Below are 23,152 nucleotides of genomic sequence, written 5' to 3'. Positions count from 1 at the left end.
TCTCGTCAAACCAACATCTCCCCCGCCACTTTCGCCCGCAACGCCTTGCCACCAAGCTGCTCCACCAGCGTCAGGGCAAACGCCAGTGCGCCACCAGAGCCTTGGGCGGTGATGCAATTGCCGTCGATCACCACCGGTTGATCAACAAACGTACAACCCGACAGTTGATGACTGGTAGTCGGCAGGCAGGTCATGCGCCGTTGGCGTAATACACCAGCGGCTTGCAGGGCGATGGCCGGGGCTTCGCCTATGGCGGCGAACAGGCGTCCGGCGCTGGCCTGATCCTTGAGCAATTGCTGCAGCGGCTGATGTGCCGCCAGATGTTGTGAACCGACCACCCCGCCGGGCAGGACGATCAGGTCAAAAGTCTGTGCCAGCACATCGACCAGCATGCCATCCGCCGTCAGGCGCGTACCGCGCGCGCAGGTCAGCATGCGCCGGCCTTCGATGCTGGCCGCCACGACTTCGACGCCGGCGCGGCGCAGCACGTCGACCAGGGTCACGCTTTGCAGATCATCGATGCCCTCGGCGAGGGTAATCAGGGCTCTAAAGGTCATGGGCGCTATCCGCTGGGTGATCTTTAAAGCGTAGTCAGCTTTGCCCTGCCTGTTCGATGACAGCCGTTACTTGATGTAAAGCTGGGTCGACAGGGTGTTGCGTGGCGCGTTGATCGAGGTGTTACTGAAGATGAAGGTGCCTTCCTGCTTGCCCGCCAGATCAAAGGTATACAGTGAGCCGACGGTGTTGCTGCCGGGCTTGCACTCGGTCAGGTTGCCGTTATCAAAGGCGCACACCGGCGCCCGGGTGCCGTTGACTTCAAAACCGTCCAGCGTGGCATGCGGCTGGTTCTGGCCATAGCCGACTTCCAGCACATACACCTTGATACTCGGGCCGCTGTGATTGCATTGGGTTTGCGGCTGGTTATCGCCGATGTCTTCCAGACCACAGGCCGGCGACTGAACCTTGATCACCTTCACTTCAGTCAATGGTGGCGCCGAGGCTGCCAGCGCCGCCGTCGACCCGGTCATCAGCCCGGCCATTACCCAGAAAGCCTTTATCCAGCGCTTGCCCATGTGATCACGTTTCCCCGAAAAATTCAGCGCGCAGTATGGCGCAGTTAGTCCTGTGGCAAAACTTCGACGACGTTCGGCACCAACAACCGCCATATTCCTCACGCTGCTGGTATGATGCGCGGCTTTTTCCGGCCCACCACAAATTCCCAGGCGCTTGCGACGGTCTGTGCTTTGCTGTTGAGGTCGATACATTCACGGCGCCGCGCGCGCCACGGGGAGCAGACATGCTGGAAAGGCTGTTTCAACTCAAGGCACACAACACCAACGTGCGTACCGAGATTCTGGCGGGCGTCACGACCTTCCTGGCCATGGCCTACATTCTGTTCGTCAACCCGAGCATCCTCGGCGAGACCGGCATGGACAAGGGCGCAGTGTTCGTTGCCACCTGTCTCGCAGCCGCCATCGGCTCGACCATCATGGGCCTGATCGCCAACTACCCGATCGCCCTCGCCCCGGGCATGGGCCTGAACGCCTTCTTCACTTACACCGTGGTCCTGCACATGGGCCACACCTGGCAAGTGGCGCTGGGCGCGGTGTTCATCTCGGCAGTGTGCTTCTTCCTGCTGTCGATCTTCCGCATCCGCGAATGGATCATCAACAGCATCCCGCTGCCGCTGCGCTCGGCGATTGCCGCCGGTATCGGCCTGTTCCTGGCGCTGATCGCCCTGCACAACGCGGGCATCGTGGTCAGCAACCCGGCGACCATGGTCGGCCTCGGTGACCTGAAAGCCCCGGCGCCGATCCTCGCCACCCTCGGCTTCGCCCTGATCGTCGCCCTCGAAGCGCTGAAAGTGCGCGGCGCAGTGCTGATCGGCATTCTGGCAGTGACCATCATCTCCATCGCCATGGGCTTCACCCCGTTCGGCGGAGTGACCTCGATGCCACCTTCGCTGGCCCCGACCTTCATGCAACTGGACATCAAGGGCGCGCTGGACATTGGTCTGGTCAGCGTGATCTTCGCCTTCCTGTTCGTCGACCTGTTCGACAACTCCGGCACCCTGATCGGCGTCGCCAAACGCGCCGGACTGATGGGCAAGGACGGCCACATGCCGAAAATGGGTCGTGCACTGATCGCCGACAGCACCGCGGCGATGGCCGGCTCGCTGCTGGGTACTTCGACCACCACCAGCTACATCGAATCCGCGGCTGGCGTAAGCGCTGGCGGGCGTACCGGCCTGACGGCGGTCGTCGTGGCGATCCTGTTCCTGCTGGCGCTGTTCTTCTCGCCACTGGCGGCCAGCGTTCCAGCCTTCGCCACCGCACCGGCGCTGCTGTTCGTCGCCGTGCTGATGACGTCGGGTCTGGCGGAAATAGACTGGGAAGACATCACCGTGGCCGCACCGGTGGTGGTTACCGCGCTGGCGATGCCGTTCACTTACTCGATCGCCAACGGCATCGCCTTCGGCTTCATCTCCTGGACCGTGATCAAGTTGCTGTCGGGCCGCGCCCGTGAGCTGAACCCGGCGCTGGTGATTCTGTCGATTCTGTTTGTGATCAAGTTGGGTTGGTTCAACGCATGACTTTCGATTCCCAGGCCTACGCCACTCAGCTCGAAGACAAGGTCACGCGTTTGCGTGACCTGCTGGCCCCGTTCGATGCACCAGAGCCGACCGTGTTCGACTCGCCGCTGCAGAACTTCCGCCTGCGCGCGGAATTTCGCCTGTGGCGCGAGGCCGGTGAGCGGCACTACGCGATGTTCTCCCAGGACGACAAGCGCACGCCGATCCTGATCGAAGAGTTCCCGATTGCCAGCCTGCGCATCAACCAGTTGATGCCGCAGCTCAAGGCGGCATGGCAGGCCAGTTCGGCGCTGAGCCACAAGCTGTTCCAGGTGGAGTTCCTGACCACCCTGGCCGGCGATGCGATGATTACCCTTTGCTATCACCGTCCGCTGGACGAGCACTGGCATGCGGCCGCGTCGAAGTTGGCGGCTGATCTCAACGTCAGCGTCATCGGCCGTTCCAAGGGCAAACGCGAAGTCATCGGCCACGATTACGTGGTGGAGAAACTCGACGTCGGTGGTCGCACCTTCAGCTACCGCCAGCCAGAAGGCGCGTTCACCCAGCCCAACGGCACGGTGAACCAGAAGATGCTGAACTGGGCATTCGAAGCGCTGGGCGATCGCAGCGATGATCTGCTGGAGCTGTACTGCGGCAACGGCAACTTCACCCTGCCGCTCGCCACCCGTGTGCGCAACGTACTGGCCACCGAGATCAGCAAGACCTCGGTCAACGCCGCACTGAGCAACCTCAGCGAAAACGCTGTGGATAACGTCACGCTGGTGCGCCTGTCCGCCGAAGAGCTGACCGAAGCGCTGAACGAAGTGCGCCCGTTCCGTCGCCTGCAAGGCATCGACCTGAAAAGCTACGAGTTCGGCAGCGTATTCGTCGACCCGCCGCGCGCCGGCATGGACCCGGACACCTGCGAGCTGACGCGGCGCTTCGACAATATCCTGTACATCTCCTGCAACCCGGAAACCCTCGCGGCCAACATCGCCCAACTGCACGACACGCACCGCATCACCCGCTGCGCGATGTTCGACCAGTTCCCGTGGACACATCACATGGAGTCCGGGGTGTTGCTGACCCGGCGTTGATGGCGAATGCCGGATACGAGAAAGCCGTCTTGATTGACGGCTTTTTTGTGGGTGCAGTTTCTTGATCTGTGCGATCACCGAACATAAAACGTCGGAGGCAACGCGGTTCAATTGACCATGGTAACCATCTGGTACATTTTACCTCCACAGGCTGAAACCTTCGGCCCAAGCCAAAAACAATAAGTGGAGTTTGCCCCCATGCCCCCTATCGTTCTGGTGCTCAACGGCCCGAACCTGAACCTGCTCGGCACTCGTGAACCGGCAACCTACGGTCACGAAACCCTGGCTGATATTTCTGCTCTGTGCGGCCGCGCTGCCGAAGAATTTGGCCTGGCCGTGGAGTTTCGCCAGACCAATCACGAAGGCGAATTGCTCGACTGGATTCATGCGGCACGCGGCCGTTGCGCCGGTATCGTGATCAACCCGGCGGCGTGGACGCACACCTCGGTGGCGATCCGCGACGCGCTGGTGGCCAGTGAGTTGCCGGTGATCGAAGTGCACCTGTCCAACGTGCATGCGCGTGAGCCGTTCCGCCATCACTCGTTCGTCTCGGCCATCGCCACGGCGGTGATGTGCGGCTTCGGCAGCCATGGCTATCGCCTGGCCCTGGAGCATTTCAGTCAGCGACTGAAGGGGCGCGCAGCATGACCCGTAAACCGGTAATACTGGCTGGCCTGATCGGTGCGGGTATTCAAGCCTCGCGCACGCCAGCACTGCATGAACATGAGGGCGACGCCCAAGGCTTGCGCTACCTGTATCGGCTGATTGATCTCGATCAGTTGCATCTGGACAGCAACGCCCTGCCCGACTTGCTGCAGGCGGCCGAGCGGATGAACTACACCGGCCTGAACATTACTTTCCCGTGCAAGCAGGCGATCATCCCGCTGCTCGACGAACTGTCGCCGGAAGCCCGAGGCATCGGCGCGGTCAACACCGTGGTGCTCAAGGATGGCAAGCGCATCGGCCACAACACCGATTGCCTGGGTTTTGCCGAAGGTTTTCGTCGGGGCCTGAAAGACGCTGCGCGTGAGCGTGTCGTCCAGATGGGCGCCGGTGGTGCCGGGGCGGCGGTGGCCCACGCGCTGCTGAGCGAAGGCGTACAGCAACTGAGCATTTTCGACGTCGACCGCGAGCGCGCCGAGAGTCTGGCGAACAACCTCAACCAGCATTTCGGCGTCGGTCGCGCCGTCGCCGGGCGAGATCTGCCGGGCACGCTGAATCAGGCCGATGGTCTGGTGAATACCACGCCGATGGGCATGGCCAAACTGCCGGGGATGCCGGTGCCGGTGGAGTTGCTGCGCAAGGAACTGTGGGTCGCGGAGATTGTTTACTTCCCGCTGGAAACCGAACTGCTGCGCAACGCCCGCGGGCTGGGTTGCCGCACGCTGGACGGCGGCAACATGGCGGTGTTTCAAGCGGTGAAGGCGTTTGAACTGTTCAGCGGCGTGGTGCCGGACGCACAGCGGATGCTGGCGCATTTTCAAAGCATGAATGGCTGAAGATAAACATCGATCCTGTGGGAGCGGGCTTGCTCGCGAAGGCTGTGTGTCAGGCAGCAGATGTATAGGCTGACACGCCGCTTTCGCGAGCAAGCCCGCTCCCACATTGGATAGGTGTCACGGCTGCAAGTAGCGCAACACCGACTCGCAGATCATCTCGCGATGACGCTGCTTGATGCTTTCGTCCGGCAAATCGATCTGAAAAATCTCCCCGAACGTATGGCGGTTCGAGACGCGGTAGAAACAGAACGAACTGATCAGCAAGTGCACATCCAGCGCGTCCAGCCCGGCGCGGAAGACACCCTCCTCGGCACCGCGACGCAAAATCTCGCCCAGTGAATCGAGGATCGTATTGTTCATCGCCTTGATCGTGTCCGAACGCTTCACGAACTCGGCGTTGTGGATATTTTCGATACAGACGATGCGCACGAAATCGACGTTGCGGTCGTGGTGATCAAAGGTGAACTCCACCAGTCGGCGGATCGCCACCACCGGCGGCAACTCGGCCAGGTGCAGGCGGTTTTCGGTGCTGCGGATGTCGCCGTAAAGTTTCTCCAGTACCTCGACGTACAACTGCTCCTTACTGCCGAAGTAGTAATAGATCATGCGTTTGGAGGTGTGGATACGCTCGGCGATCGCGTCGACGCGGGCGCCGGACAAGCCCTGCTGGACGAACTCTACGATCGCCTCCTGCAGGATGTTCTCGCGGGTTTTTTCCGGGTTGTTCTTGCGACTCTTGCGCGGCTCGATACCGGATTCGACGGGAGCGGCGGGGAGTTCTGAAGTCATTGTCATTGCGGGCTCACGGCCATCACTGCACAGGTTGGCGATTATGGGCCGCGCTGCACAGTGAAGGAAGCCACGCGGCTCGTGTTTAATCCCGCGTTTACGAAATTCCTACAACTTCGCCTGACGCACCGCACCGCTGCGTGATTTGGCCATCGCCGCCAGACGTACCGCGACGTTCGCCGCACCATAACCGGCATAGCCGTTTTTACGCTGGATGATCTCGAAGAAGAAGCGCCCCTCGAACGGCTCGGTGTACACGTGGAACAACTCGCCGCCCTGCGCGTCGCGGTCGTAGAGCACGTTGTAGTACGCCAGCTCGCTGAGGAACTCGTCGTCGAAATCGAAGCGCGCGGCGAGGTCGTCGTAATAGTTGAGCGGGATATCCAGCAACGGCACACCGGCTTCTTTGGCGCGGCTGACTTCGGCGAAGATGTCATCACAATCGAAGGCGATGTGATGCACACCGGAGCCGCGATAACTCGACAGCGCGTGGGAGATCGCGGTGTTGCGATTCTCGGAGATGTTCAGCGGTAGACGGATCGAGCTGTCGCGGCTGCGCAACGCCCGGCTTTTCACCAGACCGTACGGATCGGGCAGCACCACTTCATCGTCGGCCTCGAAATCCAGCAGGCTCTTGTAGAACAGCACCCAGCTGTCGAGGCTGTCGGCCGGCAGCGCCATGGCCATGTGATCGATGCGCTTGAGGCCGCCACGGGCCTGAGCGTTCGGCAGCAGATTGAAGTCGGTGCCATAAACGTCCGCCGCCTCATCCACCAGATAAATCAGGCTGCCGTCCGGCGCACGCACCGCGGCCAGTTCCAGTTCGTTGGGGCCGACCAGGCCGCGATAGGGCTGGCCCTTGTAGGCGACGGCGCGGGCCAGGGCGCTGGCGCTGTCCTTGACCCGCACAGCGGTGGCACACAGCGACGGGCCGTGGGCCTCGAAAAAACTGTGGCCGAACGAATACGGCTCGGCGTTGAGGATCAGGTTGATATCGCCTTGGCGCAACAGGCTCACACTCTTGGAGCGGTGCTGCCCGGCCTTGACGAAGCCCAGGCGCTCCAGCCAGTTGCTCAGTTTGGCGCCGAGGCTTTCGTCGACGGCGAACTCAAGAAACTCGATGCCGTTGTACTCGCTGGCTTGCGGCGTTTCGAAGAGGATGTCGCGGTTGACCACCGGCGTTGCTTGCTGTTCCAGGCGCTGACGGGTTTTCTCTTCCAGATACAGCAGCGAACGCAGACCATCGGCGGCGTTGGCCCGTGGTGGCGCGGCGCGGAAGCCATCGTTGAAGATCTCCAGCGACAACGGCCCGGTGTAACCGCTCTGGATGATTGGCGCGAGGAACCCCGGCAGATCGAATTCGCCCTGCCCCGGGAAGCAACGGAAATGCCGGCTCCACTCCAGGACGTCCATGGCGAGGATCGGCGCGTCGGCCATTTGCACAAAGAAGATCTTGTCGCCAGGAATGTCGGCAATCGCGCTTGGATCACCTTTTAACGACAAGGTGTGAAAACTGTCGAGCAGCACGCCGAGTGCCGGGTGGTCGGCCTGGCGGACGATGTCCCAGACCTGTTGATAAGTATTGACGTGCCGGCCCCAGGCCAGCGCTTCATAGCCGATACGCAACCCGCGAGCGCCGGCACGTTCGGCCAGCAGCCGCAGGTCATCGACCAGAATCTGCCGGTCGCCGACGCTGTCCGCCGAAGCGTTGCTGCAGACCAGCACCAGATCGGTACCCAGTTCCTGCATCAGGTCGAATTTGCGCTCGGCCCGCTCCAGATTGCGCGCCAGCCGATCACGGCGGCAGCCTTCAAAATCGCGGAACGGCTGGAACAGGGTGATGGCGATCCCCAGGTCAGCGCACATCTGCCGGATTTCCCGCGGGCTGCCGTCGTAATACAGAAGATCGTTCTCGAAGATCTCGACGCCGTCGAACCCGGCGGCGGCAATGGCTTCGAGCTTTTCCGGCAGGGTGCCGCTCAGGGAAACGGTGGCAATGGAACGCTGCATGTTGCTACTCCCGGACTGCGCTGCAGTTTTTTTACAGGGGATCATTTTTTATCGTGAGGAAATTATTGGCTGCATCGTCTTCAGCAGCAATTTAAAGTGTACCAGCCGGTTAGTTTTGCGTGCGATTATCGAACACTATGGCGTTTCGGCGAATTGACGATTTTTCGTCCACTGCCCACCATCGACTTCACATTGAGTCCGGAAATGAACCTTCGGTCGCAGTGCGTGCAAACAACACCACATAACAAATTCAAAAACGGGTGGAACAATGATTCCTTCACAGACTTCCCGCATGGCCCCGGCCATGAGCACTGCCACGGGTGGCATCGGCGACAAGATCCGCGGCGCCATGGCTGTCGGCAAGACCCGTTGGGGCATGCTGGCGCTGGTGTTTTTCGCCACGACCCTGAACTACATCGACCGCGCCGCCCTCGGCGTCATGCAGCCGATCCTCGCCAAGGAAATGAGCTGGACGGCGATGGATTACGCCAACATCAACTTCTGGTTTCAGGTCGGCTACGCGATCGGCTTCGTCCTGCAGGGACGCCTGATCGACCGGGTCGGCGTGAAACGCGTGTTCTTCTGCGCAGTGCTGCTCTGGAGCCTGGCCACCGGCGCCCACGGTCTGGCGACTTCGGCCGTCGGCTTCATGGTCTGCCGATTCATCCTAGGCCTGACCGAAGCGGCCAACTACCCGGCCTGCGTGAAAACCACGCGCCTGTGGTTCCCCGCCGGTGAACGCGCCGTGGCCACCGGCATCTTCAACGCCGGGACCAACGTCGGCGCCATGTTCACGCCGATGCTGCTGCCGCTGATTCTCCACGTATGGGGCTGGCAGGCGGCGTTCCTGTGCATGTCCGCACTGGGCGGGATCTGGTTGCTGTTCTGGGGCCTGAAATACTTCAACCCGGAAGATCACCCGAGCGTGAAACAGTCCGAGCTGGACTACATCCAGAAAGAAGTCGAACCGGAACAGGCCCGCGTACCGTTCTCGCGAATCCTGCGCATGCGCGGCACCTGGGCCTTCGCCCTCGCCTACTCGCTGACTGCGCCGGTGTTCTGGTTCTACCTGTACTGGCTGCCGCCGTTTCTCAATCAGCAATACAACCTGGGCATCAACGTCACCCAGATGGGTATTCCGCTGATCATCATCTACGTGACGGCCGACTTCGGCAGTGTCGGCGGCGGCATTCTGTCTTCGTTCCTGATCGGTCGCGGCATGAACTCGATCAAGGCGCGGCTGCTGTCGATGTTCCTGTTCGCCTGCTGCATCATCGGCGTGATCATGGCCGCCGGCTCAAGCAATCTGTGGGTCGCCGTCGCGGCAATCTCCCTGGCCATCGGCGCGCATCAGGCCTGGACTGCGAACATCTGGAGCCTGGTGATGGACTACACGCCCAAGCACATGATGAGCACGGTGTTCGGTTTCGGCGGCATGTGCGCCGCGATCGGCGGGATGTTCATGACCCAGATCGTCGGCCACATCCTGACCGTCACCCATAACAACTACACCGTGTTGTTCACGCTGATTCCGGCGATGTACTTCATTGCCCTGACCTGGATGTACTTCATGGCCCCGCGCAAGATTCCAGACGTCACCGAGTAACCGGCCTGCACCCCTCCCCCCTGTGGGAGCGGGCTTGCTCGCGAAAGCGTCCAGTCAGTCACTGAAGATGTCGACTGAAACACCGCCTTCGCGAGCAAGCCCGCTCCCACAGGGTTATTTATCTCTCTCATCTGCGGCTCTGCTGCCAAGCCGCCGCCAGGCCGCTGCAGCAGATCACCGCAATGCCGATCACCGTCAACAGACTCGGCGTGTGGTTGAACACCACCCACCCCAACAGCCCGGCAAACACGATCTGGCAGTAGCCGAACGGCGCCAGCAATGCCGGCGCGGCATGGCGGAACGCCTGGGTCAGAAACAGGTGCGCGGTCATCCCGCAACTGCCCAGCGCCAGCATCAACACGGCGTGCGACAAGGTCGGCACCTGCCAGAAGAACGGCACCAACGCACTCATCACCAGCGTGTTGCACAGACCAGCGAAGAAGTTGCTGGTGGTCGGGCTGTCGACCTCACTGAGCTTGCGCGTCAGTAGTTGATAGAAGCAGAAAAACAACGCCGAGCAGAACGGCAGCAGCACCGCCGGGGTGAACAACTCGCCTCCCGGATGGACGATGATCAGCACCCCGATAAAACCGCAGATCACCGCGATCCACTGCCCGCGCGTTACCCGTTCCTTGAGCAACGGCACCGACAGCGCCGTCACCAGCACCGGCGCGAGAAAGTTGACCGCCGTGGCCTCGGCCAACGGGATGTACAGCAGCGCAGTGGTGAAAAACAGACTGGTGCCGAGCAGGCACAGCGCCCGCGCCAACTGCCATAACGGCCGTTTGGTGCGCAGCACACGCAACCCTGATTGCGGCAGGAAAATTCCCGCCATCAGCAAGGTGTGCACCAGATACCGCGCCCAGACCACCATGACGATCGGGTAGAAACCCGAGAGGTATTTCGACAGCGCATCGTGGCTGGAGAACAGGAAAGTCGCCACGACAATCAGCAAGATCCCCTTGAAGGGTTGGTTGACACCGGAGAGCGGGGTGCTGACGGTCATTGGATATCTCTGAAGGAAAAATAAACAGTGGCGAGGACGCTGGCGCCCCGCCACCAAAACTGACTTACAACTGCGCCAACAATTCCCGCGTCCTGTCGAGCGCCATCTGTGCTCGTTGCAATCCGCTTACACCCTGCTCCAGCAGTTTTACCGTGGGGATCTCCAGGCTCAGTGGAATATTAGCTGGCAGACTGCGCAACAAACCGTGCAAATCACAATCGCCCTCGCCGGGAAACCGCCGCTCATTGCGCGCCTGACGCAAGATCTCGGCCATGTCCGCCGGTCTCGGTCCCGCCACATCACACAATTGCGCATAACGCAGGCGCGCGGGCGCAACGCTGACCAGATCCTCCAGCCGTGAGCCGGAGCGATCGAAATGAAAGGCATCGACCAGCACCGCGGCGTTTTCCCGGTCGGCATTGGCAACGATGCGCAACGCCTGTTCGAGGTTGCACGCATCGGTCCAGGGCATGAACTCCAGATGCGGATGCAAACCGTAAGGCGCCGCCAGATCACATAGGGCGGCAAAGTTGTCGGTGAGCCGATGCTCGTCAGGATCATTGCCGGCGACCAGTAATTCACTGGCGCCGAACTCCGCGCCGACGGCCAGCAGCTTGTCGAAATCGGCGACCACGGTTAGCTGTTTCAGACGCAGAATTTCCACATCGAGCACAGCGATGCCAGTGTCGCGCAAACGCGCCAACGTCTGACGCCGTAATCCGCCATCGGCCACCAATGGAAAGTGATATTCCTCCGGCGTCGCCGGCTCCAGGCGCAGACCGACATGGCTGTAACCGGCACGCGCCGCTACTTCGACCATTTGCGGCGGTGACAACTCGAGCACGGTGAGACTGGCCAGAGACAGGATTCGTTCGTTCATGCTCAAGCCTCGACCGCTGCCGGGGAACAGGCACGACCGCTGGCCGCCGCCTCACGTATCGCCTCGACCAGCGCCAATGTTCGCGCGGCATCGGCGGCACTGGCCAAGGGTTCGACTTCACGCCGCGCGACCTGCACAAAATGCTGCAGCTGCAAACGCAAAGCATCCCCGGCCGCGCAATGTTCCTGCACCGCGAGCAAAGGCTCGTGCCAACCGGCATCGACTTGATCGGCAGCGTAGTGCCAACGCTTGAGTTGCGGAATGCTCAGCGCCCCGGCGGTGCCCGCCAGCAGATAACACGGCTGATCGACCTGACGCGGATAGACCGGGTTCTCTCCGGAATTCAGCTCCCAGCTCCACGGCGCGGCGACCGCATCGGAACCGCTCAGCGTGCCCAGTGCACCGCCGGCAAATTGCAATAACACCGCGACACTGTCTTCGTTGGCAAAACCCCGCACCGCGTTGTCGGTGACGGCCTGCACCGCCTGCACTTCACCGCAAAGGTGACGCAGCAGATCGAGGTCGTGAATCAGATTGGTCAGCAACAGGCCCGCCCCCGGTTCACGGCGCCACGGAACCTCGAAATATCGGTCGGGTTTGCGTAACTGGAACAGTGCAGTAACCGTGGTCAGCCGCCCGAGCGCGCCGCTGCGCAGCAATTGGTGGGCACGCACGATCAACGGATTGTGCCGCCGATGATGGCCGACCAGCACCGGCACGCCACAGCGTTTGACCGCCGCCACCAGCTCACGCACCTCATCCAGGTGCACGCCGACCGGTTTCTCCAGCAACACCGGAACCCCGGCGGCGAGGCAATCCAGCGCCGTGCTGGCGTGCTGATTATTCGGATTGGCCACGATCACCGCATCGGGCCGTACCTGCTCCAGCATCTGCCGGTGATCGGCGAAATACGCCACGCCCCACTGCGCCGCCAGCGCGGGAGCCTGCGGACCGGGATCGGCCACTGCGCACAACCGGGCTTCTTCTAGGGTTTGCAGGTGCTGGTAATGCTGCTGGCCCATGTTGCCAGCGCCAATCAGGGCGATACGAAGGGGCGAAGTCAAGGGGCGATCCTCTTGTGATTGTTGTTGGAAATGTCACTCCAGCAACAATTTAGAACCGCGTTCCACAATCAAACACCCAGTGATGGGAAAACCGTGCGGACACCGCACAACTTCGTACTTGATGCTCAACCTGTAGAGCTGCCGAAGGCTGCGATCTTTTGACTTTGATTTTCAAGACCAAAAGATCGCAGCCTGCGGCAGCTCCTACAGGGATCGGTGCGAGTCAGACGAACAATTCGGACGCCAGGCTCGCCGCCGACAATTCCTCCGTGAACTTCATCAGCAGCGGCGCCAATTCGTGCAGTCGCGCGCCGGGCATCCGTGCGCTCGGCCCGGCAATGCTCAGTACGCCGATCACTCGCCCGTCAACCGGATGCTTGACCACCGCGGCAATCGCCGAGGTGCCCACCGCCGAACTTTCCTCGACACAGGCATAACCCTGTTCCCGCGCCAGGCGCAGGCGCTCCAGCAGTTCGATATTGGAGCGCGGCGCATTCGGCCCGACGCCCACCGGAACTTCCGCGCCTTGGCGCTCAACCATCGATAACGCTTCGGCATCGCTCATGCAGGCCAGCCACGCGTGCCCGGAAGCGGTGTAGAACAGCGGCGCATCGCGACCCATGTCCGGGTCATAACGCAAGCCCGTGCGTGCGCCCTGTGCCTTGGCGATCCAGGTCTGGCGCTCGCCATCGATCACCCCCAGACGCACCAGTTCACCGGTTTCCTGCGCCAGTCGATCCAGCACCGGCTGCACGATGTCGGCACCGCTGCTCGACAGGTACTGAAACCCCATCGCCACCAGTTTGGTCGACAGGTGATAGCGCAGAGTGTCGGCATTCTGCCGCACGTAGCCCAGCCGAATCAGCTCCGTGAGCATCCGGTGCGTGGCACTTTTCGGGATGTCCAGTTGCTCGGCCAGCGTCTGCATCGGCAGCCCGCGCGACTCACTGGTGAGGCTTTCCAGTACGCTGAAAACCCGTTCGATCTGACTGCCGGCCATGGGAAGGTCCAAGTGAAATTTTGCCGATTCTAGAAGACATCCGAGACAAAGCGAAATCCGGAACTGGCGTGCGATAACCGCCCACTTTACTAAACCATGCCTTGTTGCAGCTGCACATCATTGGTTAATTTCCGGAACCTGATTCCAATAAAACCCAGCTGCGGAGCTTTGCCTGATGCCTGCCGAACTTCCCGAAATCGACTGTGACGTTCTGGTCGTCGGCTCCGGTGCCGCCGGTTTATCCACAGCGGTCACTGCCGCATGGCACGGCCTGAAGGTCATCGTGGTTGAAAAAGATCCGGTGTTCGGCGGTGCCACCGCGTGGTCCGGCGGCTGGGCATGGGTGCCGTGCAATCCGCTGGCCCGACGCGCCGGCATTATCGAAGACGTCGAGCAGCCGCGCACGTACCTGCGCCATGAACTCGGCGAGCATTACAACCCGGCAATGGTCGACGCTTTCCTCACCGCCGGGCCGCACATGGTCGCGTTTTTCGAACAGCACACTGCTCTGCAATTTGCCGACGGCAACGCCATTGCCGACATTCATGGCGATACGCCCGGCGCGGGCACGGGTGGTCGCTCGGTCATCGCGGCGCCTTACGACGGACGAACAGTCGGACGCCTGCTCAGGCGCCTGCGTACAACAATGCGCGAAACGTCCTTCATGGGCATGCCGATCATGGCCGGCGCCGACCTTTCGGCGTTCCTCAATCTCACCCGTTCGCTGAAAGCCGCGTGGCACGTAACCCGGCGTTTTACCCGGCACTTGCTTGACCTCGCGGTACACGGCCGGGCCATGCAATTGGTCAACGGGGTGGCGTTGGTCGCAAGGCTGGCGAAGTCCGCCGAGGACCTTGGCGTTTTGTTATGGGAGTCGGCACCCGTGACCGAGCTGCTGCGTGATGAAGCAGGGGTTTGCGGCGCAGTGGTCAGCAGCGCCAAAGGCCCGATCCGCATTCATGCACGCAAAGCCGTGGTGCTCGCCGCCGGCGGATTCGCCAACGACGTCGAACGGCGCAAGGCCTTGTTTCCGCGCACGCCCACGGGTCATGAACACTGGGCACTGCCGCCGCTGGCGGTGAATGGCGATGGCCTGCGTCTGGGCGAAAGCGTCGGTGCCACGGTCAATACCGAGCTGGCGTCGCCCGTGGCCTGGGCGCCGGTCTCGCAAGTGCCGCATGCTGACGGCAGCATCGGCCATTTCCCACACATCATCGAACGCGGCAAACCGGGAATCATCGGCGTACTGCGCAACGGCCAGCGCTTCGTCAACGAGGCCAACGGTTACTACGACTACGTCAGCGCCATGGTTGCCGCCACGCCTGAAGGCGAAGAAGTCGCCTCCTGGCTGATCTGCACCCGCGCCTTTCAACGGCGTTATGGCTTGGGCATGTCGCGGCCATTTCCCGTACCGGTGTCAGGATTTATCCGCAGCGGCTATCTGAAAACCGGCAACACCCTTGAAGAATTGGCCAGCGTCTGCGGTATCGACCCCATCGGGTTGCGCCACACGGTGGAGGACTACAACCGCCATGCACGCCACGGCGAGGACCCGTCGTTCGGTCGCGGCGCAACGCCCTATAACCGCAAACAGGGCGATCCGGCGAACCTTCCCAACCCTTGCGTTGCCCCAATAGAGACAGGCCCCTTCTATGCCGTGAAAGTCCAACCGGGCTGCTTCGGCACCTTTGCCGGGCTCAAGGTCAACCCGCAGGCGCAAGTGCTCGACGCCCATGCCCGCCCCATCGCCGGGCTCTACGCCGCCGGTGGCGACATGGCCAGCATCATGGGCGGGCACTATCCGGCAGGCGGGATCAACCTCGGCCCGGCGCTGACTTTCGGTTACATCGCCGCTCGGCATATCGCCGGCATCACTGCTTTCGAACAGGAGATCGACCATGCAGCACATCGTTAACGCCCAGGGTTTGAACATGCCGAAACTCGGCCTCGGCACCTGGCCGATGCTCGGCGCCGAATGCACCCGTGCCGTCGAGCAGGCCCTGGAACTCGGCTACCGGCACATCGACACGGCAGCGGCCTACAACAACGAAGACGCGGTCGGACAAGCATTGGCGAATACACCGACACCCCGCGAGCAGATTCATGTCACCACCAAGGTCTGGTGGGATCAGTTGCAACCCGACGCCATGCGCCACTCGATGGAACGAAGCCTCAAGGCTTTGCGCAGCGAGTACGTCGACCTGTTCATGATCCACTGGCCGAGTACCGATTGGGATCTGCCGCGTACTCTCGACACCCTGGCCTCGTTCAAGGAACAGGGTCTGGCGCGCAACATCGGTGTGGCGAATTTTCCGCTGCCGCTGCTGCGCACTGTCGTCGAGGAATACGGCATCCCTCTGTCAGTGATCCAGGTCGAGTACCACGTCCTGCTCGGACAAAACGCCCTGCTCGACTATGCCCGCCAACACGATCTGGCACTGACGGCCTACACGCCATTGGCGCGTAACAAGGTCTCGGAGATTCCACAGATTCAGCAGATTGCCGAAAAACACGGCGTGCTGCCGACTCAGGTGGCGTTGAAATGGCTGCTGGATCAGCCCAACGTCGCGGCGATTCCCAAAGCCAGCAGCCGCGCCAATCAACTGGCGAACCTGGCTTCGCTGCAGGTTGAACTGGACGCTGGAGACCGCGCACTGATCGCCGCCCTGCCGAAGAATCAGCGTCAGGTCAGCCCGGATTTCGCCCCGGTGTGGGACGCCTTCGATCGCTGACGCACAGTGCGAAAGGAGAAATCCGCCAACGGATTGAATTAGTCGCCCACACGCTCGTCAATAACAGGCCCGCCCTCGTCACCCGAGGCCGGGCCTGTTTGCGTGTACGCCAATAGACGGACGACCGGACTGGCGCCACACTCTCACACCAGCAACACTCATCACCACGTACAGAAAGAGGATTCCCACATGCTATGGAAAAAAGGCCGACGCAGTGACAACGTCGTCGATGCCCGTGGCGATGATAGCGGCGGCGGTGGTGGCATGCGGTTCGGTGGCGGCAAAGGCCTGAGCCTGGGGGCGATCCTGCTGATCGTCGGCATCGGCTGGATCACCGGACAGGATCCGTTGCAGATCCTCGGCCAGCTCACTGGGCAAATGACCGAGCAATCGGCACCGGCCTCGACGCAAACCCGCCAGGCGCCACCGGCCAACGACCAGCAAGCCGAATTCGTGCGTTCGATCCTTGGTGATACCGAAGACACCTGGGGCGCCATCTTCCAGCAGGCCGGGCGCCAATATAAGGACCCGACCCTGGTGCTGTTCAGCAACCGGGTGAATTCCGCTTGCGGGCTGGCGACTTCGGCGACCGGCCCGTTCTACTGCCCGGCGGATCAGAAAGTCTATCTGGACATGGCCTTCTTCCAGGAAATGGCCCAGCGCTTCAAGGCCGCCGGTGACTTCGCCCAGGCCTACGTGATCGCGCACGAAGTCGGCCACCATGTGCAGACGCTGCTCGGCGTCTCGGCAAAAATTCAGACGGCCCGTCAGCAGGGCCGGCAGATGCAGGGCGACGGCGGTTTGCTGGTGCGTCAGGAATTGCAGGCCGACTGCCTGGCCGGCGTCTGGGCCTACCATGCGCAGAAGCGCCTGAACTGGCTGGAACCGGGTGACGTCGAAGAGGCCTTGAATGCGGCCAACGCCATCGGTGATGATCGCCTGCAACAACAGGGTCAGGGCCGTGTGGTGCCGGACTCGTTTACCCATGGCACGTCGGCGCAAAGGGTGCGCTGGTTCAAAACCGGTTTCGCCCAAGGCCAGGTCGGCCAGTGCGATACCTTCGCAGCGAAAAACCTGTAAATGCGCAAATGGCTTCTGGCTTTACTGATCATCGGCGGCAACGCCCACGCGGCGGGCGTCGATGCCATCAGCCCCGGACGCCTGCAATTCGAGGCCGGCGAAATGGCCGTCGGCATCAGCCCGGCACCTGAGAAAATCGAACGGGTGCTGATCGTCATTCACGGACGGCTGCGCAATGCCGAGACCTATCGCAAGAGTGCCGAGCGCGCCACCGAACTGGCCGGGCAAACGGCGCACACACTGGTGATCGCGCCGCAGTTTCTCAACGAAAGCGACGTCGCGCTGTACTCCCTGCCCAACACATTGCTGCGCTGGAAAGGCAACGAGTGGATGGGCGGCGGGTTATCCACAGGGCCGAAGCCGCTGAGTTCCTACGCCGCACTCGACGCCATCGTCGCCCGGGTCAGCGACCGCAAGCAGTTTCCGGACGTGAAGCAGATCGTGATTTTCGGCCATTCCGGTGGCGGTCAAGTGGTGCAGCGCTATGCCTTGCTGGCCAAGGATCAACCGGCGCTGAAGGCCAATGGCATTCGCCTGCGCTATGTGGTGGCCAATCCGTCGTCGTACGCGTATTTCAACGAACAGCGGCCGGTAGCGTTCGATCACGCACAGTGCCCGGGTTTCAATCGCTGGAAGTACGGTCTGGCAGACATGCCGGTGTACGCCGGTGGGCAAACGCCGTTGCAGCTTGAAAGCAGCTACATCAAACGCGAAGTGATTTATCTGCTGGGGCAGCAGGACATAGACCCGCAACATCCGGCGCTGGACAAGAGTTGCGCCGCCGAGGCACAAGGCGCGTATCGGCTGGAACGCGGCAAGCTGTTTTTCGGCTACCTGCTGCGCCGGCATCCGGAAGGGGTCAATCAGCGGCTGGTTGAAGTGCCCGGGGTCGGGCATAACGGCGATGGGATGTTGACGTCGCCGGAGGGGCTGAAAGCGCTGTTTGAGCAGTAAGTTGTGCGGTGGATGATCTGGCCTCTTCGCGAGCAAGCTCGCTCCCACAGTTGGAATGCATTCCCCTGTGGGAGCGAGCTTGCTCGCGAAGGCAATCTGACAGGCACCGAAGATCTCAGGCCAAAAGCATCCGCCGCAACTCGACACAATCCTGCGCATGCCAATCCGTCAGCTCCGGCCACGGGTTGTCCGGCAGATTCACCAGCACCGTCCGTGCCCCGGCCGCCCGCCCGCAATCCAGATCAAAGCGGTAATCCCCGACCATCACCATTTCGCTGGCCGGCACGCTCCAGGCCTCGGCCAGTTTCAGCAACCCGCCGGGATGCGGCTTCGGTGGCGCTTCATCGCGGCCCAGCACATCTTCCACAGCAAAGCAGTCAGCCAGACCGATGGCGTCGAGCGTCACATGCGCGAGTTCCCGCGCATTACGGGTCAGAATGCCCAGGCGATAACCGCGCCCGTGCAGGTCACGCACCAGCTCCACCGCACCGGCAGCCGGTTTCGAACCCAGCGCCAGATCGCGCTCATGCTCCAGCAACCAGGCATGTTTCGCCGCAGCTTCCTCGGCGGGAAGTGCCGCGAGATGCGTAAGAATGTCGTCCTCGGGCGGAATCGCCAGCGCCACGCGAATCGCCGCAAAGTCATGCACGGCGACCGTCAGGGTGCCGTCCATGTCGAACACCCAGTGCTTCACATCGCTCAGGCTCATGCCCAATCCTTGCGGTGACGAATCAGGCCTTCCTGGGTCACCGACGCCACCAGTTGCCCGGCGCGGTTGTACACGCTGCCACGGGAGAATCCACGGGAATTGCCGGCCCACGGGCTGTCCATCGCGTAGAGCAACCAGTCATCGGCGCGCAGATCGTTGTGGAACCACAGCGCGTGATCGAGGCTGGCGACCTGCATGTCTTTCTGCCAGACCGACTTGCCGTGCGGCAGCATCGAGGTGGTCAGCAGGCCGAAGTCCGAGGCGTAGGCCAGCAGGTATTTGTGCAGCGCCGGAATGTCGGCCAGTGCACCGTCGGCACGGAACCACACATACTTCACCGGATCGGCCGGTTGCGGGTTGTACGGATCTTTTTCAGTGACCGGGCGCACTTCGATCGGTTTCGGGCACAGCAGTTTTTCGCGCATGTGCTCGGGGATCAGGTGCGCGCGTTGCTGGGTCAGTTCCAGCTCCGACGGCAGGTTTTCCGGGCCGACCACCACTGGCATCTGGCTCTGATGCTCGAAGCCAGCCTCGTCGTACTGGAACGACGCGCTGCAGGTAAAAATCGGGTGACCCTTCTGGATGGCCGTGACCCGCCGGGTGCTGAAGCTGCCGCCATCACGCACGCGATCCACCGAATACACCACCGGCAACTTGGCGTCGCCCGGGCGCAAAAAATAGCCGTGCATCGAATGCACGTGACGCGCCTCTTCAACCGTCTGACTGGCCGCCGACAGCGACTGACCGAGTACCTGGCCACCGAACAACTGACGGAAACCCAAGTCCTGGCTGCGGCCACGGAACAGGTTTTCCTCGATCGGTTCCAGGGTCAGCAGGTCGACCAGATCTTCCAACACTTGGCTCATTCAGACTCTCCTCACACAACGCTATGCCGCGCAGTCTTGGCTGCGGCGGCCCATTCAGGTTCTGGCGCGAGCCACTGTCGCGCCATTGTAAACGTCCGTGTCGGCTTAGCCATGCAGGGTTTGCAGCCATTGCTCCCTGGTAATTCGGTACAACAAATGCCGGCGCAACGGGTGATCGACGGCAAGTTTGGGGTGATCGAAATCATCGGCCGGATCGTGCTGCATGCCAATCGCCTGCATGACTTTCTCCGACGGCAGATTGCTCTGGGCGGTGAAAGACACGATTTCCTTCAGCCCCAGCCGATCAAAACCTGCGCGCAATGCCGTCCACGCCGCCTCACTGGCATAGCCCAGCCCCCAATGCTCGCGGGCCAGACGCCAGCCGATTTCCACCGCCGGGGTGAACGGCGCATCAAAACCGACCACACCCAGGCCAGTGAAACCGATGAACTCACCGCTGTCCTTGCGCTCCAGCGCCCACAGTCCGAAACCGTGCTCGGCAAAATGCCCGCGCACCCGGCCAATCATCGACGCACTTTCCAGACGGCTGAGCGGGGCCGGAAAGTAGCGCATCACCTGAGGATCGGCGCACATCGCCGCAAATTCCGGCAAATCCTCGTCGCGCCACTGACGCATCAGCAGGCGTGCGCTTTCGAGTTGCTGAATCGGCTCCATCATGCCCCTCCATTTCCATGCCGCAAGTCTACATCGCTGGTAGGATCGTTCACTCTTTCCATCGTTCCGACATGAAGTTGCCATGCCACTGCCGCTGATCTACCACGAAGACTACAGCCCCGAGTTTCCGGCGGATCACCGCTTTCCGATGGACAAATTCCGCTTGCTGCGCGACCACCTGGTCGACAGCGGCCTGACCCGCGACGCCGACCTGCTGCGTCCCGAGATCTGCCCCAACGACATCCTCGCCCTGGCGCATGACCGCCGCTATATCGAACGCTACATGAGCGGCGAGTTGTCTCGCGAAGACCAGCGGCGCCTTGGCCTGCCGTGGAACGAAGCCTTGGCGCGGCGCACGGTGCGGGCGGTCGGCGGCTCGATTCTCGCGGCAGAAAAAGCTCTGGAGCATGGCATGGCCTGTCACCTGGCCGGCGGCACCCATCACGCCCACTACGATTACCCGGCCGGCTTCTGCATCTTCAACGACCTGGCAATCATCAGCCATTACCTGCTGCAAAGCGGTCGGGTGAACCGTGTGCTGATCTTCGATTGCGACGTGCATCAGGGCGACGGCACCGCGCGGATCCTGCATGACACCCCAGAGGCCATTACCGTTTCCCTGCACTGCGAGAAGAATTTTCCTGCACGCAAGGCCGAAAGCGACTGGGACATCCCACTGCCCAAAGGCATGGGCGATGCCGACTATCTGCAGGTGGTGGATGACACGCTCAACTACCTGCTGCCGCTTTATCAACCGGATCTGGTGCTGTACGACGCCGGGGTCGATGTGCACAAGGACGACGCCCTCGGTTATCTGCAGCTGACAGACGAAGGCGTGGCCGCCCGCGATGAAAGCGTGATGCGCCATTGCCTGGGCCGCGACATTCCGGTGGTTGGCGTGATCGGCGGTGGCTACAGCAAGGATCGCCACGCCCTCGCCCGCCGCCACGGCATCCTGCATCACAGCGCGCAACGGGTCTGGACGTCACACGGATGTCACTAAGCTGTGCTGCGTTACCCACAATCGCTGTGGAACGGCCTGTGGATAACCTGAGCGAAAGGGACTACAGCCCATACCGCTCATGGCCTGCAGCACACTGACTAATTTTTAACCAGGTATTGAATTCACTAAAAATCCACTGTGGGAGCGAGCTTGCTCGCGAAAGCGGTGGGTCAGTCAATAGATGTTGAATCTACCGACGTCTTCGCGAACAAGCTCGCTCCCACAGGGATCTCCCACATTGGTCTGCGCTGTTAGAATGCGCGCCTTATTCCGCCATACCGCAGCGCACGCCATGACCCAGACCTCCGCCCCCCTCCCCGCTCACGTCGCCATCATCGGCGGTGGCCCCGCCGGCCTGATGGCCGCCGAAGTGCTGAGCCAGGCCGGCGTGCGCGTCGATCTGTATGACGGCATGCCCTCGGTCGGTCGCAAGTTTCTGCTGGCCGGGGTCGGCGGCATGAACATCACCCACTCCGAGCCTTACCCGGCGTTCCTCGCGCGCTACGCCGAACGCGCGCCGCAGATCGCGCCGTTACTGCGCGGTTTCGACGCCGACGCGTTGTGCCGCTGGATTCATGAACTGGGCATCGAAACCTTTATCGGCAGCTCCGGCCGGGTGTTCCCCACCGACATGAAAGCCGCGCCGCTGCTGCGCGCCTGGCTCAAACGCCTGCGCGACAGCGGCGTGGTTATCCACACCCGCCATCGCTGGCTCGGCTGGGATGAACACGATGCGCTGCGCATCGCCAGCCCCGACGGCGAAATCACCGTCAAACCCGACGCCACCCTGCTCGCCCTCGGCGGCGGCAGTTGGTCGCGCCTGGGTTCGGATGGCGCGTGGATGCTGCCTCTGGAACAAAAAGGCGTAGGGCTGGCGCCGTTACAACCAAGCAATTGTGGCTTCGAAGTGCAGGCCTGGAGCGAGTTCCTTGTCAGCAAATTCGCCGGCGCACCGCTGAAAAATGTCGCCATCGGTTTGAACGACGATATCCCGCGCTTGGGCGAATGCGTGATTACCGCAACCGGGGTTGAAGGCAGCCTGATCTATGCGCTGTCGGCACCGATTCGCGAGGCGATCAATACGCAGGGTTCAGCCACGGTGCACATCGATCTGCTGCCCGGCCGTCCTGTGGATAAATTACAGGCCGCGTTGAGCAAACCCCGCGGCTCGCGTTCGATGGCCAAGCATCTGCACAGTCAGGTCGGAATTGATGGGGTGAAAGCGGCGTTGTTGCGAGAGCTGAGCGATGCAGCAACGTTTGCTGATCCGGCGCTGTTGGCGCGGGCGATCAAGGCGTTACCGCTGACTTTGGTAAAAACGCGGCCGCTGGATGAAGCGATCAGCAGTGCCGGTGGCGTGATGTTCGAAGCGCTGGATCAGCGTTTGATGCTCAAGGCGTTGCCGGGGGTGTTCTGTGCGGGCGAGATGCTGGATTGGGAAGCGCCGACGGGCGGCTATCTACTGACCGGGTGTTTTGCCAGCGGGCGGGCGGCGGGGATTGGAATGTTGCAGTGGCTCAAGTCCGAGGTGCCTGCCTGAACCCTCACCCCAACCCTCTCCCCGAGGGAGAGGGAGCCGACCGAGGTGTCTGGCGTAACACATCGACCTG

At 61.9% G+C, this 23,152-nt stretch carries 22 protein-coding genes; 11 read left to right on the top strand and 11 right to left on the bottom strand.

The window, feature by feature from the left end; genetic code table 11:
* Positions 1 to 5: 5 nt before the first annotated feature.
* Both M0808_RS11015 and M0808_RS11010 read right to left on the bottom strand, forming a co-directional pair.
* Positions 6 to 557, bottom strand: coding sequence for a DJ-1 family glyoxalase III (locus M0808_RS11015; RefSeq protein ID WP_247841069.1), 552 nt, complete (start codon positions 555 to 557; stop codon positions 6 to 8).
* 66 nt (positions 558 to 623) lie between these two features.
* Positions 624 to 1,073 carry a DUF4879 domain-containing protein gene (locus tag M0808_RS11010; protein ID WP_247841067.1) on the bottom strand — a complete coding sequence of 150 codons (450 nt, stop codon included), beginning with the start codon at positions 1,071 to 1,073 and terminating at the stop codon, positions 624 to 626.
* Between the two features lie 224 nt (positions 1,074 to 1,297).
* Between M0808_RS11010 and M0808_RS11005 the strand changes: the two genes are divergently transcribed.
* The 4 genes from M0808_RS11005 (at position 1,298) to M0808_RS10990 (ending at position 5,168) form a co-directional block, all read left to right on the top strand.
* Complete coding sequence (locus M0808_RS11005) at positions 1,298 to 2,593, top strand: NCS2 family permease (protein WP_003228434.1); 1,296 nt, start codon at positions 1,298 to 1,300, stop codon at positions 2,591 to 2,593.
* On the top strand, positions 2,590 to 3,669 hold the full coding sequence (gene trmA / locus M0808_RS11000) for a tRNA (uridine(54)-C5)-methyltransferase TrmA (RefSeq protein WP_247841065.1): 1,080 nt from the start codon (positions 2,590 to 2,592) through the stop codon (positions 3,667 to 3,669). The genes M0808_RS11005 and trmA overlap by 4 nt, the downstream gene beginning before the upstream one ends.
* Positions 3,670 to 3,867: 198 nt before the next feature.
* Positions 3,868 to 4,317 carry a type II 3-dehydroquinate dehydratase gene (gene aroQ, locus M0808_RS10995; protein WP_025108744.1) on the top strand — a complete coding sequence of 150 codons (450 nt, stop codon included), beginning with the start codon at positions 3,868 to 3,870 and terminating at the stop codon, positions 4,315 to 4,317.
* On the top strand, positions 4,314 to 5,168 hold the full coding sequence (locus tag M0808_RS10990; protein WP_247841064.1) for a shikimate dehydrogenase: 855 nt from the start codon (positions 4,314 to 4,316) through the stop codon (positions 5,166 to 5,168). The genes aroQ and M0808_RS10990 overlap by 4 nt, the downstream gene beginning before the upstream one ends.
* 117 nt (positions 5,169 to 5,285) lie before the next feature.
* On the opposite strand, the gene M0808_RS10985 is transcribed toward M0808_RS10990, so the two are convergent.
* Together M0808_RS10985 and quiC are read right to left on the bottom strand one after the other, a co-directional pair.
* Positions 5,286 to 5,963, bottom strand: a complete 678-nt coding sequence (locus M0808_RS10985) for a TetR family transcriptional regulator (protein ID WP_027612854.1) — start codon at positions 5,961 to 5,963, stop codon at positions 5,286 to 5,288.
* 102 nt (positions 5,964 to 6,065) lie between these two features.
* Entirely contained in the window at positions 6,066 to 7,967 is a 1,902-nt protein-coding gene (gene quiC, locus M0808_RS10980; RefSeq protein ID WP_247841062.1) for a 3-dehydroshikimate dehydratase QuiC, read from the bottom strand.
* A gap of 268 nt (positions 7,968 to 8,235) precedes the next feature.
* Between quiC and M0808_RS10975 the strand changes: the two genes are divergently transcribed.
* Positions 8,236 to 9,573, top strand: coding sequence for an MFS transporter (locus M0808_RS10975; protein WP_247841060.1), 1,338 nt, complete (start codon positions 8,236 to 8,238; stop codon positions 9,571 to 9,573).
* A 127-nt stretch (positions 9,574 to 9,700) separates the two neighbouring features.
* Here the strand turns inward: M0808_RS10975 and M0808_RS10970 are convergent, their stop codons facing one another.
* The 4 genes from M0808_RS10970 to M0808_RS10955 form a co-directional block, all read right to left on the bottom strand.
* On the bottom strand, positions 9,701 to 10,579 hold the full coding sequence (locus tag M0808_RS10970; protein ID WP_007963736.1) for a DMT family transporter: 879 nt from the start codon (positions 10,577 to 10,579) through the stop codon (positions 9,701 to 9,703).
* Positions 10,580 to 10,643: 64 nt separating this feature from the next.
* Positions 10,644 to 11,459, bottom strand: a complete 816-nt coding sequence (locus M0808_RS10965) for a sugar phosphate isomerase/epimerase (protein ID WP_247841058.1) — start codon at positions 11,457 to 11,459, stop codon at positions 10,644 to 10,646.
* A gap of 2 nt (positions 11,460 to 11,461) precedes the next feature.
* Positions 11,462 to 12,523, bottom strand: a complete 1,062-nt coding sequence (locus M0808_RS10960; protein WP_247841056.1) for a Gfo/Idh/MocA family oxidoreductase — start codon at positions 12,521 to 12,523, stop codon at positions 11,462 to 11,464.
* A 223-nt stretch (positions 12,524 to 12,746) separates the two neighbouring features.
* Entirely contained in the window at positions 12,747 to 13,523 is a 777-nt protein-coding gene (locus M0808_RS10955) for an IclR family transcriptional regulator (protein WP_247841054.1), read from the bottom strand.
* A 175-nt stretch (positions 13,524 to 13,698) separates the two neighbouring features.
* Between M0808_RS10955 and M0808_RS10950 the strand changes: the two genes are divergently transcribed.
* From M0808_RS10950 to M0808_RS10935, 4 genes are all read left to right on the top strand, one after another.
* Positions 13,699 to 15,438, top strand: a complete 1,740-nt coding sequence (locus tag M0808_RS10950) for an FAD-dependent oxidoreductase (protein WP_247841052.1) — start codon at positions 13,699 to 13,701, stop codon at positions 15,436 to 15,438.
* The gene (locus tag M0808_RS10945) at positions 15,422 to 16,255 is read left to right on the top strand and encodes an aldo/keto reductase (RefSeq protein ID WP_247841050.1); all 834 of its coding nucleotides are present in this window, start codon (positions 15,422 to 15,424) and stop codon (positions 16,253 to 16,255) included. The genes M0808_RS10950 and M0808_RS10945 overlap by 17 nt, the downstream gene beginning before the upstream one ends.
* A gap of 189 nt (positions 16,256 to 16,444) precedes the next feature.
* Positions 16,445 to 17,335, top strand: a complete 891-nt coding sequence (locus tag M0808_RS10940; RefSeq protein ID WP_027612863.1) for a neutral zinc metallopeptidase — start codon at positions 16,445 to 16,447, stop codon at positions 17,333 to 17,335.
* Complete coding sequence (locus M0808_RS10935) at positions 17,336 to 18,289, top strand: alpha/beta hydrolase (protein ID WP_247841048.1); 954 nt, start codon at positions 17,336 to 17,338, stop codon at positions 18,287 to 18,289.
* Positions 18,290 to 18,404: 115 nt separating this feature from the next.
* Here the strand turns inward: M0808_RS10935 and M0808_RS10930 are convergent, their stop codons facing one another.
* The 3 genes from M0808_RS10930 to M0808_RS10920 form a co-directional block, all read right to left on the bottom strand.
* Complete coding sequence (locus M0808_RS10930) at positions 18,405 to 18,998, bottom strand: HAD family hydrolase (RefSeq protein ID WP_247841046.1); 594 nt, start codon at positions 18,996 to 18,998, stop codon at positions 18,405 to 18,407.
* Positions 18,995 to 19,864 carry an acyl-CoA thioesterase II gene (gene tesB / locus M0808_RS10925; protein ID WP_003228466.1) on the bottom strand — a complete coding sequence of 290 codons (870 nt, stop codon included), beginning with the start codon at positions 19,862 to 19,864 and terminating at the stop codon, positions 18,995 to 18,997. Before tesB ends, M0808_RS10930 begins: the two co-directional genes overlap by 4 nt.
* Positions 19,865 to 19,969: 105 nt before the next feature.
* Positions 19,970 to 20,539, bottom strand: a complete 570-nt coding sequence (locus M0808_RS10920; RefSeq protein WP_027612866.1) for a GNAT family N-acetyltransferase — start codon at positions 20,537 to 20,539, stop codon at positions 19,970 to 19,972.
* A gap of 82 nt (positions 20,540 to 20,621) precedes the next feature.
* Between M0808_RS10920 and M0808_RS10915 the strand changes: the two genes are divergently transcribed.
* Together M0808_RS10915 and M0808_RS10910 are read left to right on the top strand one after the other, a co-directional pair.
* Positions 20,622 to 21,542: a histone deacetylase gene (locus M0808_RS10915; protein ID WP_247841044.1), complete on the top strand. Its 921-nt coding sequence runs from the start codon at positions 20,622 to 20,624 to the stop codon at positions 21,540 to 21,542.
* A gap of 292 nt (positions 21,543 to 21,834) precedes the next feature.
* Positions 21,835 to 23,082, top strand: a complete 1,248-nt coding sequence (locus M0808_RS10910; RefSeq protein ID WP_247841042.1) for a TIGR03862 family flavoprotein — start codon at positions 21,835 to 21,837, stop codon at positions 23,080 to 23,082.
* The last annotated feature ends 70 nt before the right edge of the window (positions 23,083 to 23,152 follow it).

The organism is Pseudomonas sp. MWU12-3103b (genome assembly GCF_023100615.1).
Classification (GTDB): Bacteria; Pseudomonadota; Gammaproteobacteria; order Pseudomonadales; family Pseudomonadaceae; genus Aquipseudomonas; species Aquipseudomonas putida_A.
This window is presented reverse-complemented; position numbering and strand designations above follow the sequence as displayed.